The 15,064-nt window shown below is 39.4% G+C and carries 13 protein-coding genes and 1 pseudogene; 7 read left to right on the plus strand and 7 right to left on the minus strand.

Annotated elements, in window-relative coordinates:
- Position 1: 1 nt before the first annotated feature.
- From O3636_RS02415 to O3636_RS02430, 4 genes are all read right to left on the minus strand, one after another.
- On the minus strand, positions 2–1,387 hold the full coding sequence (locus O3636_RS02415) for an FtsK/SpoIIIE domain-containing protein (RefSeq protein WP_000813488.1): 1,386 nt from the start codon (positions 1,385–1,387) through the stop codon (positions 2–4).
- Positions 1,388–1,415: 28 nt separating this feature from the next.
- Positions 1,416–1,802: a YdcP family protein gene (locus O3636_RS02420; RefSeq protein WP_000985015.1), complete on the minus strand. Its 387-nt coding sequence runs from the start codon at positions 1,800–1,802 to the stop codon at positions 1,416–1,418.
- 15 nt (positions 1,803–1,817) lie between these two features.
- Positions 1,818–2,132 carry a YdcP family protein gene (locus O3636_RS02425; RefSeq protein ID WP_000420682.1) on the minus strand — a complete coding sequence of 105 codons (315 nt, stop codon included), beginning with the start codon at positions 2,130–2,132 and terminating at the stop codon, positions 1,818–1,820.
- Positions 2,133–2,534: 402 nt separating this feature from the next.
- Positions 2,535–3,185, minus strand: a complete 651-nt coding sequence (locus O3636_RS02430) for a metal-dependent transcriptional regulator (protein WP_054384446.1) — start codon at positions 3,183–3,185, stop codon at positions 2,535–2,537.
- Between the two features lie 111 nt (positions 3,186–3,296).
- Here O3636_RS02430 and O3636_RS02435 point away from each other — a divergent pair, with 111 nt between their 5' ends.
- Positions 3,297–4,139 carry a metallophosphoesterase gene (locus tag O3636_RS02435; protein ID WP_164226489.1) on the plus strand — a complete coding sequence of 281 codons (843 nt, stop codon included), beginning with the start codon at positions 3,297–3,299 and terminating at the stop codon, positions 4,137–4,139.
- 75 nt (positions 4,140–4,214) lie between these two features.
- Entirely contained in the window at positions 4,215–4,652 is a 438-nt protein-coding gene (locus O3636_RS02440) for an Rrf2 family transcriptional regulator (RefSeq protein WP_371641523.1), read from the plus strand.
- 59 nt (positions 4,653–4,711) lie between these two features.
- Here O3636_RS02440 and O3636_RS02445 read toward each other — a convergent pair whose 3' ends face one another.
- The gene (locus tag O3636_RS02445; protein WP_371641525.1) at positions 4,712–5,785 is read right to left on the minus strand and encodes a DUF2974 domain-containing protein; all 1,074 of its coding nucleotides are present in this window, start codon (positions 5,783–5,785) and stop codon (positions 4,712–4,714) included.
- Positions 5,786–5,940: 155 nt separating this feature from the next.
- On the opposite strand from O3636_RS02445, the gene O3636_RS02450 reads away from it, so the two are divergent.
- The 4 genes from O3636_RS02450 to O3636_RS02465 all read left to right on the plus strand — a co-directional run bounded on the left by O3636_RS02450 (position 5,941) and on the right by O3636_RS02465 (position 11,238).
- The gene (locus O3636_RS02450; protein ID WP_000548991.1) at positions 5,941–6,618 is read left to right on the plus strand and encodes a response regulator transcription factor; all 678 of its coding nucleotides are present in this window, start codon (positions 5,941–5,943) and stop codon (positions 6,616–6,618) included.
- The gene (locus O3636_RS02455; RefSeq protein WP_371641527.1) at positions 6,611–7,585 is read left to right on the plus strand and encodes a sensor histidine kinase; all 975 of its coding nucleotides are present in this window, start codon (positions 6,611–6,613) and stop codon (positions 7,583–7,585) included. The genes O3636_RS02450 and O3636_RS02455 overlap by 8 nt, the downstream gene beginning before the upstream one ends.
- Positions 7,586–8,383: 798 nt before the next feature.
- Complete coding sequence (locus O3636_RS02460) at positions 8,384–9,895, plus strand: ATP-binding cassette domain-containing protein (RefSeq protein ID WP_371641528.1); 1,512 nt, start codon at positions 8,384–8,386, stop codon at positions 9,893–9,895.
- 293 nt (positions 9,896–10,188) lie between these two features.
- Entirely contained in the window at positions 10,189–11,238 is a 1,050-nt protein-coding gene (locus O3636_RS02465; protein WP_371641530.1) for a DUF389 domain-containing protein, read from the plus strand.
- Between the two features lie 254 nt (positions 11,239–11,492).
- Here the strand turns inward: O3636_RS02465 and thrS are convergent, their stop codons facing one another.
- Together thrS and O3636_RS02475 are read right to left on the minus strand one after the other, a co-directional pair.
- A complete protein-coding gene (thrS, locus tag O3636_RS02470) occupies positions 11,493–13,436 on the minus strand; it encodes a threonine--tRNA ligase (protein WP_023945494.1) in 1,944 nt (647 codons plus the stop codon).
- Between the two features lie 323 nt (positions 13,437–13,759).
- Positions 13,760–14,132, minus strand: a pseudogene (locus tag O3636_RS02475) (hypothetical protein).
- A 204-nt stretch (positions 14,133–14,336) separates the two neighbouring features.
- Between O3636_RS02475 and rpsO the strand changes: the two are divergent.
- Entirely contained in the window at positions 14,337–14,606 is a 270-nt protein-coding gene (gene rpsO, locus O3636_RS02480; RefSeq protein WP_001018251.1) for a 30S ribosomal protein S15, read from the plus strand.
- The last annotated feature ends 458 nt before the right edge of the window (positions 14,607–15,064 follow it).

Consider the following 15,064-nt stretch of genomic DNA (forward strand, 5'->3'; position numbering starts at 1 on the left):
ATCAGTCCACACCTGCGACTTCCGCTTCGCACGTCGCCTGCGTGGACTGTCTGCTGTTGGATAACTTTTTAATTTCCTCCAAGAAATCATATCCTTTTGGTACAAGGGGAGTATAAAACTCTGATATGACACTTGTTCCTACATCAACATAGCCACGACCTTTGATTCGCTTTAAGAAGAAATCCTTTTGTACGTCACTGCCAAACATCATGCCATAGCCCATTTCAGACATACGACCTAAAGCCACTCTGAAATTAAACTGATCACGGATTCCGTCGCCTAAATATTTTGCGTCTGGACGTTGACAAGCCAGTATTAGAAAGAAGCCAGCTTGACGACCTAACATGACAATCTGTTTCAGCTTATTCATAACTGCGGTGTTTTCTTTTGTTCCCAGCATTTCCATGAAAGCGACGTATTCATCAAAGATTAAGAAGTGTGCCGGGAGACCTAAGTAAGCATAATTTTTGCCAGTCTTATAGTTCTTCATCTGCTTCATTTCCTCACTACGTTTCATCATTTCTTCATAGAATGTTTCAATGCAAGAAAGCAAGTCTTCTTTTCTATAGTAGACATTTGCCATCACAGAACCTAAGTCCGCAAGGTCAGCATTTTTCGGGTCAAGAATATACAGTTTTGAATCTGTATGAAGCAAGGCTTCAATCAGTGTCAGTATAAAGTAAGTTTTACCGCCACCTGTACCACCAGCAATCAACATATGAGGGAGCTTATCATATTCCCACCATACGTTTTTCATTAAGCGAAGTTTACCATCTTTAGCTTCTACTTCATCAATAGAAATACGACTGGCTATGGTGTCATAGAGCAAAGTATATTCCACATAGGAATCCTTTAACTCTTTATCCGTCAGCTCACAGTACAAGCCACTCTCTAATTTCTTTTCCAAGTGTAAGAGTTGGTCTTGATATTTTCCCAGCGTGATTTCCACCCGTATCTGTATCAAGCCATTTTTAAGTCGATAATACATTTTAGGGAAGTAGGTTATCTTTTCCTTTGTACGACCAGCACTATCTTTAAAGAAACCCTCTGTTTTGACCTGTTCAGATTCATACCACTTGTTTTCAAGTATCATCTTTGCCAGTTTTTGACGGTGGTAAAGTTGTTTAACCGTATCATAGCGAACCCGTTTGAATACAAACGCTACCAGCAAGCAGATAAGAATTGCGACACTGAAACTGATAATTAAATAGGGAATGTCAATCTTATCTGCTTGTGATAGGTTAAAATCCTGCCAGTTGATCTGCTGGATTGTCTTCACATGAAACAGTCCGACAACCAGCAGGAAAACAGGCAGGAGTGACGCTATCGTAAAATGAAAGACTAAATCTTTACCAGATGGGCGAATCCTTTTACCACGCTGTTTCATGCGAAAAAGTCTCCTTTCTACCTAGCGACTATTTGTCTTGTGTCGGTTCTTTCTTTGCTTGTGGTTGAGCTTTGAATGAACTAGAATCCTTTGTCAGCACAATATCGTCTGCCTTGATATACCAGTCAACATCTGCTCCTTGATAGGTGGCAGTAGCAACGGTGTCCGCAATGGGATTGATAAGTTCCACCCGTGCGTTATAATCAAACTCTTTCAAAGGCACGCTGGCAGGAATACTTACTTGAATCATGCGTCCTTGTCCTTTGGATTTTAAGTCATAGGTACGTTCCTTGATTTCATCTGAAACCGACCCGTCTTCATTTTGGATTCTCACTTCACGACGTAGAGCAGAGAATTTCAATTCTCCAAAAGTCGTGTCTTTATCTAATACAATGCCATTTGCTAATCTCATCATTTTTCCTCTCTTTCTTTATTCTTTTATCATGTCGTCAGCATGTAAAAGGTAATTTGTAAAACCACGAGTGCCGATTTTGTAGCCCTCTGCGGTAATACGTGGATTGACTAACTTCACACGTTCCTCAAAGCCGAAATGTTTTTCGCCAGCTTCAGCAGGAAGCACCACCACAATATCATCTGCTCTTTGAACATCAGAATAGAGATTATAGCTTCTTGATAAGACAGTTAGCCGTCCGTTGATTCTTCGCTGAACGACTTTATCCTCGCCAGCAAATTCTAAATTGCCGAATGTTTTTTCCATGTTGGGAATCACAAATTTAAGTTCCATATTTTTACCTATCCTTTCTTTTTTATTGGCTGAATGAATGTTTGATGGTCTTAAAGAGTGGGGAACGACCTTTTGATTCTTGATTTTTTGTTTTCATAAGTTCACTTCCTTTCAAAATCGGGTAAAAAAATAGACACCTCATTTTTTGAAGTGTCTACCTATTAAATATTCAAATTTTATTGGAAGTATCTTTATATCTTCACTTTTCAAGGATAAATCGTCGTATCAAAGCTCATTCATAAGTAGTAAATTAGTAGTAAATTGAGTGGTTTTGACCTTGATAAAGTGTGATAAGTCCAGTTTTTATGCGGATAACTAGATTTTTATGCTATTTTTGATATAAAAAATAGATAAGAAAACCCTGAAAATCAAACTTTCAGGGTTGGTAGGGGATTGGAGAAATTAGTTGATTTTCTCGACATAGAGTTGTTTTGCAATGTCCATACTTACTTGTAAGTCCTCGTCTTTACTAAGGATAGTGAAGGTGTTGCTGAAGCCATCAAACTGCTTGACTTGGAGCTGATCACCGATGTGAAGTGAGTGCTTGTCCAGATAATGGAGAATGTCAAAACTATCATGCACCCGAGTCAGGCGGTAGGAGCCAGCTTCCTTGATGTCAGCTAGTGGGAGGTTATTGATTTCAACTAGGAGTTCTCCCTTGGCAGGAATGGTTCCTCCGTGAGGGCAGGTCTTGGGAAATCCAAGCAATTTATCCAGTCTTTCCACGAAGAGGTCAGAGACAGTATGTTCCAATACCTCAGCTTCCTCGTGAATCTGGTCACTCGTATAGTTTAAATGATGAACCAGAAAAACTTCAATCAAGCGGTGTTTACGATAGAGCTCAGAGACCAATTTGAGGCCGAGGTCAGTCAGTAGATAGCCACATTCCTTGTCCTTGAGGATGAGATTTTCGCTCTTCATCCGTTTAATCATTTCAGTTACGGCAGGGGGAGAGACTTGCATGCGGGCAGCAATTTCCTTGTTGGTAATCTTATGCAAATCTATGCTAATTTCATAAATACATTTTAGATAGTCTTCTTTATTCGGGGTCATTCGCTTCCTCTTGTCTAATATCTTTATCTAGTATATCAAAAAAAGCTAGATTTCTCTAGCTGTGACTTTTTATGTTATACTTATTGCAAGAGAAAAAACGAGGAGATGGATATGACGAAAATAGCTCTTCTTTCAGATATTCATGGAAATACCACCGCCTTGGAGGCTGTTTTGGCAGATGCTCGGCAGCGAGGAGTGGATGAATACTGGCTTTTGGGAGATATTCTCATGCCAGGGACAGGGCGTAGAAGGATTTTGGACTTGTTGGCTCAACTACCGATTACAGCTAGAGTTTTGGGAAATTGGGAAGATAGTCTGTGGCATGGTATCCGTAAGGAATTGGATAGTACTCGTCCCAGCCAACGCTATCTCTTGCGCCAGTGCCAGTATGTTCTAGAGGAGATTTCCCTAGAAGAAATTGAACTGCTCCATAATCAACCACTCCAGATCCATCGTCAGTTTGGGGATTTGACGGTAGGAATTAGCCACCATCTTCCTGATAAGAATTGGGGACGAGAGTTGATTCATACTGGAGCGCAAGAGGATTTTGATCGCTTGGTGACCAATCCGCCTTGCGATATTGCTGTTTATGGTCATATTCACCAGCAGTTGCTTCGTTACGGGACTGGTGGACAATTGATTGTCAATCCTGGTTCGATTGGGCAACCTTTCTTTTTAGACGCTCAGCTACGGAAGGACTTGCGGGCCCAGTATATGATTTTGGAGTTTGATGACAAGGGCTTGGTAGATATGGACTTCCGACGGGTAGACTACGATGTGGCAGCTGAATTGCAGTTGGCTAAAGACCTCAAACTTCCCTATTTTGAGGTTTATTATGAAAGTCTGGTCAATGGGATCCACCATACTCATCATCAGGAATTTTTGAGAGAATTGGCCCAGAAAGAGGGTTATGATAGGGAATTAGATGCTTGGTTGAAAAGTGGTAACGATTGACATTACAACTGAAAAGGGTATAATAATAGAAAAAGAAGAGTAGAGGCAGGCTAGCCTCATAAAAAGGAGAAGAGGATGCAAATTCCAAGTAGATTTACCATTGCGACTCATATGCTGATTATTATTGCCCTCAAGGGGAAGGAAAGCAAGGTGACCAGTGATTTTCTGGCTGCTAGTGTCGGGGTCAATCCTGTCATTATCAGAAAAACCTTGTCCCAGTTGAAGAAGGCAGAGCTGATTTCAGTAGCGCGTGGAACAGGGGGAACAGAGATTGTCAAGGATCTCAAGGATATTAGTCTTTTAGATGTTTATCAAGCGGTTGAGTGTCTTGGTAAGACAGGTCAACTCTTTAGTTTCCATGACAATCCAAATCCAAATTGCCCAGTTGGAGCTCATATTCATGAGGTTTTGGATCAAAAATTGGAGAAAATCCAGCTGGCTATGGAGGCCGAACTTGGTCAGACCAGTTTAGAACAAGTCGTGGCTGATGCAGAGATTCAGATGAAGGAGTGATTTTTTCTTTAAAACAAGAAAAGCTTATGAGAAGGTTTTTGCCTTTTCATAAGCTTTTTTTATCTATTCTTCCATGCTTGGTAACGGGTATCAATCAATAATTGGGTAAGGCGTCCCATGGTTTCCCTTTCTTCTGGAGTGAGGGATTGCGCTTGAACAAAGAGATGATGAATGTGTTCGATAGCCTTGAAGGAAGACAGGTCATTGATGGAGCTAATCCCAGCATCTAGAATGGTGCCAAAGAAAAGGTCAAAGTAGAGCTGGAGTTCTTCGTCAGGGACTGTCGCTACCCATTCTTTGAAGGTTGTGTCTACTTGTTGACTATCACTATTGGTCTTATCCAGTTGAACGAATTGCTTGTCATCAATTTGCCAGCTAAAGGTATCGTGCTGGGCGATGCCACCCAAGGCAGTGCTATGAACGATGATTTGGTGGGCAGGAATTTCCAGCATCCTACCAATAATGGAACCTTGAGGAATGAAGACCTTGGTTCTATCCATTATCCTTTGATAACCTTCGGTCTGTGTTAATTCTGTGTGAAGACCAGGCGCATCAAAAGTATAGACTTCTGTAATCTGATTTTGCAAGCTTTGCTCAATTTGACTAGCCGCATAGATAGCTAGATTTCCTCCCTTGGAATGCCCAGCCAGAATGACTTTTTTACTAGGGTGGTGGACAAAAAAGTTCTTTAAATAGCGGAGGGCGTGCTTTTGAGCAGGAATTTCCTTCATATAGGTTAGGTGGAAATCTTCCTTCCAGCCAATGATACTGTCATCTGTTCCACGAAAGACAATCAGATAGGTGTCGAGAGTGAGGCGGTAGGTCATAGCCGCAAATTGTTTTTGCAGTTCAGGGTCGATGTCGTTGATGAAATGGGAGAGTTTGCAATTTTTGAATCGCTTGTGTTGAGCTAGTTCATCTAATAGCTGGAGGCGATTTTTACTGGTCAACATGTTAGGTTCTCTTGGAACCTGAGGTGCTAGGTCTAAAAGACGCTGAGGAGTTGTGGAGACCAGATTATCAAAGGAGAGATAGGTGGTTTCTGTTAAGGCTAAAACATCTAATTCATTCAAAGGTAAGTCGTAAAAGGAATCGTGTGCGACATCTTTCAGATAGTCAAAAATATTGGTCATAAGAGCTCCTTTCTTTTTATTTATCATATCAAATTTCCCTCAAATTAGCTACTAGGATTGCTTCACTATGTTGGCTAAAAACAAGCTATGTCAAATTCAGTTTCAGACCTTCGAGCATGGAAAAATCTGTTATAATAATAGAAAAGGAGGAGCGCATGCACAAGATTTTATTAGTAGAAGATGATCAGGTCATTCGTCAACAGGTCGGGAAAATGCTCTCTGAATGGGGATTTGAAGTGGTTCTGGTAGAAGACTTTATGGAAGTTTTGAGTCTATTTGTTCAGTCGGAGCCTCATCTGGTCCTCATGGATATTGGATTGCCCTTGTTTAATGGCTATCACTGGTGTCAGGAAATTCGCAAGATTTCCAAGGTACCCATCATGTTTCTGTCTTCGAGAGATCAGGCTATGGATATTGTCATGGCAATCAATATGGGCGCGGATGACTTTGTGACCAAGCCTTTTGACCAGCAGGTTCTTTTAGCCAAGGTTCAGGGCTTGTTGCGCCGTTCCTATGAGTTTGGGCGTGACGAGAGTTTACTGGAATATGCCGGTGTGATCCTCAATACCAAATCCATGGATTTACATTATCAAGGGCAAGTCTTGAATTTGACCAAGAATGAATTCCAGATTTTACGAGTTTTGTTTGAGCATGCGGGCAATATCGTAGCACGTGATGACCTGATGCGGGAACTTTGGAACAGTGACTTTTTCATTGATGATAATACCCTCTCAGTTAATGTGGCTCGTTTGCGTAAAAAATTGGAAGAGCAGGGCTTGGTAGGATTTATCGAGACCAAGAAAGGGATAGGGTACGGACTGAAGCATGCTTGATTGGAAACAATTTTTTCTAGCCTATCTGCATTCCCGTAGTCGTCTGTTTGTCTATCTGATTTCTTTGACGTTTCTGGTCTTACTCTTTCAGTTTTTATTTGCCAGTTTGGGAATTTACTTTCTCTACTTTTTCCTCTTGTGTTGCTTTGTAACCATATTATTTTTCACTTGGGACATATTGGTAGAAATGCAGGTCTATCGTCAGGAACTTCTCTACGGTGAGAGGGAAGCTAAATCTCCTTTGGAAATAGCTTTAGCAGAAAAATTAGAAGCGCGTGAGATGGAACTCTATCAGCAGAGGTCAGACGCAGAAAGAAAACTGACGGATTTGCTGGATTACTATACCTTGTGGGTCCATCAGATAAAGACCCCCATTGCAGCTAGTCAACTCTTAGTTGCAGAAGTAGCCGACCGCCAATTAAAGCAGCAATTAGAACAGGAAATTTTCAAGATAGACTCCTATACCAACCTAGTCTTACAGTACCTGCGTTTAGAAAGTTTCCATGATGATTTGGTCTTAAAGCAGGTTCAAATTGAGGACTTGGTCAAGGAAATAATTCGTAAATATGCTCTTTTCTTTATTCAAAAAGGCCTAAATGTCAGTCTACATGACCTTGATAAAGAAATCGTGACGGATAAGAAGTGGCTACTAGTGGTCATTGAACAAATCATCTCAAACAGCCTCAAGTACACCAAGGAAGGTGGTCTGGAGATTTATATGGAGGGGCAAGAGCTTTGTATCAAGGATACGGGAATCGGGATAAAAAACAGTGATGTCCTCCGAGTCTTTGAACGTGGCTTCTCAGGATATAATGGACGCCTAACTCAGCAGTCATCTGGACTTGGCCTCTATCTATCTAAGAAAATTTCTGAAGAACTGGGGCACCAGATTCGTATCGAGTCTGAGGTTGGAAAAGGAACGATAGTGCGGATTCAGTTTGTTCAAGTAAACTTAGTCCTTGAGTGAGAAGAGACAATGAGTTTTTACCCAATCTCTTTTTGCTATATTTCAGGATATTTGAAGACTGTTTTTTACAAAATCAATAATAGAATTTTTAATACGGAATATAGTATAAATACTGGTTCAAAGTGAAGTTTTGTATGCTTTATACTTTTGTTGAGTATAAAATCTATAAACTAAGGGTGAATTACAAAAATTAATTTGAGATGAAGTGAATTGTAGACTTGGGAAATGTCTCCTATTCGATTTCAGAATGAATCGTTGATACAGGATTAAAAGAACTGCAGCTTTCTTTTTATTTTGAATGAGATAGGTGTATATAGATTTGTGTAACTGGTATAGAACTGTTTCCAAGAATTTATTGAATGTATCGAATACACACATCCTATTGATTTTGAACCAGTTTTTAATTTCTAAATGTTATAATAGTTTTATCAAGTAAAAGGAGACTGCCATGATTGGAGACAATATAAAATTCTTACGAAAATCACATAACCTGATATAACCAGAATTTTCACGGATTGTGGGTATGTCACGAAATAGCCTAAATCGTTAGAAAAACTGAAAAAGCTTACTTTCAATAGAAGTATTGGAAATATTCATTTTACATCTATCAAAGAAACATGGGATAGACCTATATTTTACAAAATAGCAAATTATATTTTGAATGATAGTAAAAACTGCAGAACTTGTGTGATTTACAATTATTGCACTCAATGTCCGAGTATCGCACTATCTGAAATAGGGAATAGTAGAGATTGTTCTGCGATATGTAAAAAAACGCATTAGCAAGGAGTATCGTATATGCTACCATATCTTAAAACTATTAGATGGTATCTCTTCTTTAATTTTCTTTTTGGTGTAGTATCGAATATCTGCACAGCTTTGTTACCGTATTTCACGCAGGCATTAATCAAAGGGAATTATCAAGTAGCTCTATATGGTTACTCTATGTCAGTGGCAGGCTATTTGAGTTGTAACTATATCCAAATGATACTTGATTGGAAGCAGGGGATTATCTTTTCGACTACTTTGAAAAATGAGTGGTTTCGTTCACTTCTGGGACTCAGTCACCACGATTTCAAGCAGAAAACAGTAGCAGAGTACATTTCCTATCAATCTAATGACCTAGATTCGTTGGAAAAGGATTACCTTCCTCCATTGATGAGTTTTATCAAACAAATTTTACGTATCATCATTTACGCTTTCATTATTAGCAGAACAATTAATCCTATTGTATCACTGATTTTAATCTTTTCCACTGGAATTAGTATTCAAATTCCTAAAATCGTTGGGAAGTTGACCGCTAATCGTAGACAGGTTTACTTGAAAAAACAAGGAGATTACTATCGAACTTTGGAGGATTTGCTCATGGGACATCATTTGGTAAATAAACTAACTATGTCGCATTTTTTGAATCAACAAAAGAGTTCTCTAAAGAAGTTGCAGGATAAGTATTTTAAGTATGGTTTGACAAAAATTACAGGCATCTTATTGACAGGTGTTTCTTTTGAATTCATTAGTCTTGTTCTGTTTATTTATTTAGCCTACTCTCTATCTCACCAGCAACTCGGTATTCCTGAGGTGGTGGCGAGTTTTGGATATATTAATGCTTTTTCTGAACCAATACAGGAAATCCTTTATGATTTACAAATGTTAGAGTCCGTAAAGCCTGTAATCAAGAGTTTTCAAAACATTGTTGGGAGACCCGTTTCAGTTCAAGCACCTCAACATTCTTTTGATACGATTACTTTGAAAAACATTTCCAAACAACTGGGAGAATCAAAATTGATAATTACTTCCGCTACGATTCAAAAAGGGGATAAAATTGCGCTTATTGGTAAGAATGGGTCTGGAAAAAGTAGTCTTCTCAACATTTTAAATGGAACAGATGAAGATTTTGAAGGACAAATTGTGTTAGATGGGCTTGTTTTGGACCATCTTTGGGGAAGATTCGGTATGATTCTGCAACAAGAACATACATTTATTTCGAGTTATGAAAATAATGTAACGCTATTCAATAGTTTCAATGAAAAATTCAGAGAAGAAGATTTTGAAAAAATTCCACCACAATCCCTGTCAGGTGGTCAGCAACAACGAATGTATTTAAATCGTGAGAAAAATCGTAAAAATCCATTGCTTATCCTAGACGAACCTTTCTCTGCCTTGGATACTAATCAGTTTAAAATGGAATTGGAAAGAGTTCTGGAACTACCGAGTGCCGTCATTGTTACTTTACATCGCCAAAACGAATTATTAAGTAAGTTTGACCAAGTTTGGGAAATTAAGAATGGAGAACTTGTAATTTTGAAATAGCTAAATTATAGAGAATAAAACGCATATTATCAGGAGTTCAGAGGAGATACCGGTTTTTCTTTTTCTAATAAGGAATCTAAAATTTCTTGCTTTCTCTATCTATTCAATTGATAGATTTCGTCAGAGAAAGAATGTAAAATTTTTGATATAATGTTAAGGATGGACTGACGGATATTTAAAGGATAATTTTCAAAAGAATAACAAGTGAGAAGAAAAATATGTAAGATTGGACAGAAGTCTCTCTACCATCATCCATGCAGAAACAAAATTATATGAAATAAAAGGAGTAACCAATGACTGGAAACTATTCAACACGTGAATACCGTGAGAAATTATATGATGATCTTCATGTTCGATTAAGAGATACAGTGATTTTGATGTGTGCGATTTTTATTGCCTCTATCGGACTAAATATGAATTCAACAGCTGTCATTATTGGAGCCATGCTGATTTCCCCTCTTATGACACCGATTGTTGGACTGGGGTTTGGTTTAGCTATTTTTGATACGCGTTTAATCAAGCAATCTCTAGAGGTTTTATTTACTCAAGTATTGGTTAGCTTGCTTGTCTCGGCTCTGTATTTCTGGATTTCTCCCTTATCTTATGAAAGTAGCGAATTGATTGCACGAACCTCTCCAACCATTTGGGATGTTCTCATTGCTATTGCTGGTGGGATAGCAGGCGTAATTGGTTCAAGGAAAAAAGAAGCAAACAATATCGTGCCAGGAGTAGCCATTGCAACAGCTCTGATGCCACCTATCTGTACGGCAGGTTACGGTTTAGCTAATGGAAATGTACGATTTTTATTTGGAGCTCTCTATCTTTTCTTGATCAACTTTGTCTTTATCATGCTAATCAACATTGTTGGAACAAGAATTATGATGAGAAAATCTCCCTTAAGTTCATTTAAAGAGCTAAACATTAAAATGAGAATTGGGTTGATATCCTTGATTGTGTTATTGATTCTTCCAGCCAGCTATTCAGCAGTCACTCTGACGATAGATCAAGCGAGAAAAGAAGGAATCAAACAGTTTGTAGGAAAAGAGTTCGCCAATCACACGGTCATTAATCAAGTCTACAAGTCAAGGGACAATGAATTGGTCTTGACGGTTGTTGGAGATCCGATTTCAGAAGAAGAATTAGAAACGCTCCATCAAAAACAAGCCTCTTACGGTATTCAATCTGTTCAATTGAAAGTCAATCAAGTTCATAATTCGACAAAATTAGACAGTGATTCGACCAAGGAATTTTATGAAACCATTAACAAGTATATCGATCAAAAACTCTCTGAAAAGGATTCACAAAAAGATCTCGTAAAAGAAAATGAAGCAGACAAGGAATGAGGATATTGACCTTATCTAACTCATGAAAGAAAATCTTGTGTGGTGGTTTGGTCAATCACTACTAGCTCGGATTAAATAATACTCTTCGAAAATCTCTTTAAACCACGTCAGCGTCGCCTTACCGTACTCAAGTACAGCTTGCGGCTAGCTTCCTAGTTTGCTTTTTGATTTTCATTGAGTAAAAATATAAAAAGCAACAGCTGTTTCAGTTGTTGCTTTTTAGGTATCTAGGATTTTATCCCAGGTTTTATTTCTTATTTCTCAACGCGTGATTTGTTGGCGATATCAGCTAGGATAGCTTGAACAAAATCATCTACTGAGACAGTTTGTGTTTCTTTTTGGCCGTAGCGACGAACGTTGACTGTTCCGTCTTCCATTTCCTTGTCTCCAACGATTAATTGGTAAGGAATCTTGCTAGTTTGTGACGCACGGATCTTGAACTGCATTTTTTCATTGCGCTCATCTACATCTGCACGGACACCACGGTCACGGAGTTTTTTAGCTACTTCCCATGCGTAGTCCACGTGTTTTTCGTTAGATACTGGGATGAGGGTTACTTGGTGTGGTGCAAGCCATGTTGGGAAGGCACCCTTGTAGTTCTCAATCAAGATAGCTGTGAAGCGTTCCATAGTTGAGATAACTCCACGGTGGATCATAACTGGACGGTGCTCTTCGCCATCAGCTCCGATGTATTTAAGGTCGAAGCGTTCTGGAAGCAAGAAGTCAAGTTGGATAGTAGAAAGAGTTTCTTCTTTTCCAAGAGCGGTCTTAACTTGAATATCCAATTTTGGTCCGTAGAAGGCTGCTTCACCTTCGGCTTCAAAGTAGTCCACGCCCATTTCATCAAGGGCTGCGCGAAGCATAGTTTGGGCATTTTCCCACATTTCATCGTTATCAAAGTACTTGTGAGTGTCTTGAGGGTCACGAAGAGAGAGGCGGAAGCGGTATTCAGTTAAGTTGAAATCTTCATAAACATCGATAATCAACTGAAGGGCACGCTGGAATTCTTCTTGAATTTGTTCTGGAGTAACGAAGAGGTGACCGTCGTTGAGTGACATTTCACGTACACGTTGAAGACCAGTAAGGGAACCAGATTTTTCATAACGGTGCATCATACCGATTTCGGCGATACGGATTGGCAACTCACGGTAAGAGTGAACATGGTGTTTGAAGACTTGGATGTGATGCGGACAGTTCATTGGACGAAGGACAAATTCTTCCCCGTCACCCATGTCCATAGTTGGGAACATATCTTCTTGGTAATGATCCCAGTGACCAGAAGTCTTGTAAAGTTCAACAGAAGCAAGTGGTGGAGTATAAACGTGTTGGTAGCCAGAAGCCAACTCCTTGTCAACGATATAACGTTCCAATTCACGACGGATAGTTGCACCATTTGGCAACCAGAATGGAAGTCCTTGACCAACCTCTTGAGAAATCATGAAGAGGTCAAGCTCTTTACCAAGTTTACGGTGGTCACGTTCCTTAGCTTCTTCACGCATTTGAAGGTAGTTTTTCAAGTCTTTCTTGTCGAACCAAGCTGTACCATAGATACGTTGCATCATAGCGTTGTCGCTATTTCCACGCCAGTAAGCACCTGCTACATGGAGAAGGTGGAAGATTTGGATACGACCTGTTGAAGGGACGTGTGGGCCACGGCAAAGGTCTACATATTCACCCTGACGGTAGATAGTCAAACCACCTTCGTCTTCAGAGTGTTCTTCAATCAATTCCAACTTGTAAGGGTCATTCTTGAAGATTTCACGTGCCTCGTCTTTAGTAACTTCTTCACGGATTGATGGGAAGTTTTCTTTGACGATTTTTTGCATTTCTTCTTCGATACGAGGAAGGTCTTCGTTAGAGATTTGACCAGCTGTGTTGTCAGTATCGTAGTAGAAACCATCTTCGATGGCTGGACCAACTCCCAAGTGAATGTCTGGGAAAAGACGACGAGCTGCTTGGGCGAACAAGTGAGCAGCTGAGTGACGCAAGATTGGAAGGGCATCTTCGTGATCAGGTGTCACAATTTCGATGCTTCCATCTTCAGTGATAGCACGAGTAGTGTCGATGAGTTTGCCGTTGAATTTACCAGCTAAGGCTTTTTTAGCTAGGGAATTGCTGATAGATTGGGCAATTTCAAAGGTTGTAACGCCAGATTCGAATTCACGAACAGCGCCATCTGGGAAAGTAATGTTAATCATGATGTTCTCCTTACTTATATTATTGACGAATGTGTTAAGCCCTATTTGGAAAACAGGGATAGAGGACTGTGAAAGATAGAAAAACAAAAAGCGACATCCTCGAAAGGACGTCGCAACGTGGTTCCACCTTCATTTATGTTCCTCAAAAAAGAGGGACACCTCTGATTGGCTCTAACGTGGCCACCGTTTTATGTTTTCATAAAAGTCAGTAGAGTAGTATCAGTATAGTCTTTCTATGCGTTCTCAGCAACCACGCACTCTCTAGTAGAAAGGGACTAAGTGACTTGTCTCTATGGATTATTATAGCATGATTGTGAGATTTTTCAAGGATTTTGTGAAAGTTTTTGTTTTTCATTTTTGTAGAATATGCTTGATGCCAATACCGGAAGCCATGCCCACCAGAGCAACTGTTTCATAGATTAGCAAGTAAATTAGTATAAACTCACCAAAAGTTATGATAGTAAAGCAAAAGAGCAGTCCGTTACCAATTAACCACCAAAGTGAGAAACGGAAACGGTAGCTATAGAGTAGCGATACAATCAAGATTACCAGAGGTGTAAAGAAGAGAATATTATTTACGTAGAGACTCTTGAGCAAAAGGGGGTCAGAAATAATTAGTGATAACAACTGATAAAGTGGCCAATAAAAGAAAAATATGACCAGATAGTAGGGGAGATGGGAATAGAATCTAGGCATGATAATCACCTCGTTTTAAAAAACAGACAACTTAGATTTCTTGCTATGATTATTATAGCATGTTTAAAACAAGAAAGTAAATCTGTTGACAAAGAAGTTAGTTATTGGTAGAATAGGGATTGTCGAAAAGACAAATAACTTCTTCTTGGTTACAGGCATGCCAACCTGTCACTCGGATGAAGCCAAATAAAAAGGAGAAATATCATGGCAATCTCAAAAGAGAAAAAAAATGAAATCATCGCACAATATGCACGTCACGAAGGTGATACAGGTTCAGTAGAGGTTCAAGTTGCTGTCCTTACTTGGGAAATCAACCACCTTAACGAACACATCAAACAACACAAAAAAGACCACGCTACTTACCGTGGATTGATGAAGAAAATCGGTCGCCGTCGTAACTTGCTTGCATACTTGCGTAAAAACGACGTTAACCGTTACCGTGAGTTGATCAACTCTCTAGGACTTCGTCGCTAATTCAAGATACAAAGGCCGTCAAAAGCACAAAGCAAAAATAGGAAAATTGACGAAGAAACTTCAGTTTCTAGGAGATTTTATCTTTTTTGCCAAGTGCTTAGGCCGTGTTCAATTGAGCATATCTTGATAATGAAGCTACTCTAAATTGGGTAGCTTTTTTACTTTTGTCACCTTACCTTGGTATGCTCAAGTATAATCTTCGGTTACGGTTCCTAGCACTGTAAGGTAAAATAAACCAGATCTTCTCCCTTCGGGGAGATTTTTTTGTTTCACTAAAAATTTTGTACAACCTTCGCCTCGTCGCCTAGTCTACAAAGTTTTATCCATCAAGAATCATGATGCTAAGGGCGTAAGAAATCCGTATGAAAATAGGGAAACGACACCGTGTTCGATGAACACAAGGAGTTTCATCTTTTTCACTAGGATTTTAGCCCTCTGAAAATCAGCTCTCTGATTTT

The sequence above is a fragment of the Streptococcus sp. 27098_8_76 genome (assembly GCF_041432315.1).
In the GTDB taxonomy this organism is placed as follows: Bacteria; Bacillota; Bacilli; order Lactobacillales; family Streptococcaceae; genus Streptococcus.

What these genes read in the sequence shown, in the direction of transcription:
- O3636_RS02455 (WP_371641527.1), top strand. Translation starts at nt 6,611, where the DNA reads ATGCTTGATTGGAAACAATTTTTTCTAGCCTATCTGCATTCCCGTAGT.
- O3636_RS02435 (WP_164226489.1), top strand. Translation starts at nt 3,297, where the DNA reads ATGACGAAAATAGCTCTTCTTTCAGATATTCATGGAAATACCACCGCC.
- O3636_RS02440 (WP_371641523.1), top strand. Translation starts at nt 4,215, where the DNA reads ATGCAAATTCCAAGTAGATTTACCATTGCGACTCATATGCTGATTATT.
- O3636_RS02450 (WP_000548991.1), top strand. Translation starts at nt 5,941, where the DNA reads ATGCACAAGATTTTATTAGTAGAAGATGATCAGGTCATTCGTCAACAG.
- O3636_RS02415 (WP_000813488.1), bottom strand. Translation starts at nt 1,387, where the DNA reads ATGAAACAGCGTGGTAAAAGGATTCGCCCATCTGGTAAAGATTTAGTC.
- O3636_RS02425 (WP_000420682.1), bottom strand. Translation starts at nt 2,132, where the DNA reads ATGGAACTTAAATTTGTGATTCCCAACATGGAAAAAACATTCGGCAAT.
- O3636_RS02445 (WP_371641525.1), bottom strand. Translation starts at nt 5,785, where the DNA reads ATGACCAATATTTTTGACTATCTGAAAGATGTCGCACACGATTCCTTT.
- O3636_RS02430 (WP_054384446.1), bottom strand. Translation starts at nt 3,185, where the DNA reads ATGACCCCGAATAAAGAAGACTATCTAAAATGTATTTATGAAATTAGC.
- rpsO (WP_001018251.1), top strand. Translation starts at nt 14,337, where the DNA reads ATGGCAATCTCAAAAGAGAAAAAAAATGAAATCATCGCACAATATGCA.
- thrS (WP_023945494.1), bottom strand. Translation starts at nt 13,436, where the DNA reads ATGATTAACATTACTTTCCCAGATGGCGCTGTTCGTGAATTCGAATCT.
- O3636_RS02460 (WP_371641528.1), top strand. Translation starts at nt 8,384, where the DNA reads ATGCTACCATATCTTAAAACTATTAGATGGTATCTCTTCTTTAATTTT.
- O3636_RS02465 (WP_371641530.1), top strand. Translation starts at nt 10,189, where the DNA reads ATGACTGGAAACTATTCAACACGTGAATACCGTGAGAAATTATATGAT.
- O3636_RS02420 (WP_000985015.1), bottom strand. Translation starts at nt 1,802, where the DNA reads ATGATGAGATTAGCAAATGGCATTGTATTAGATAAAGACACGACTTTT.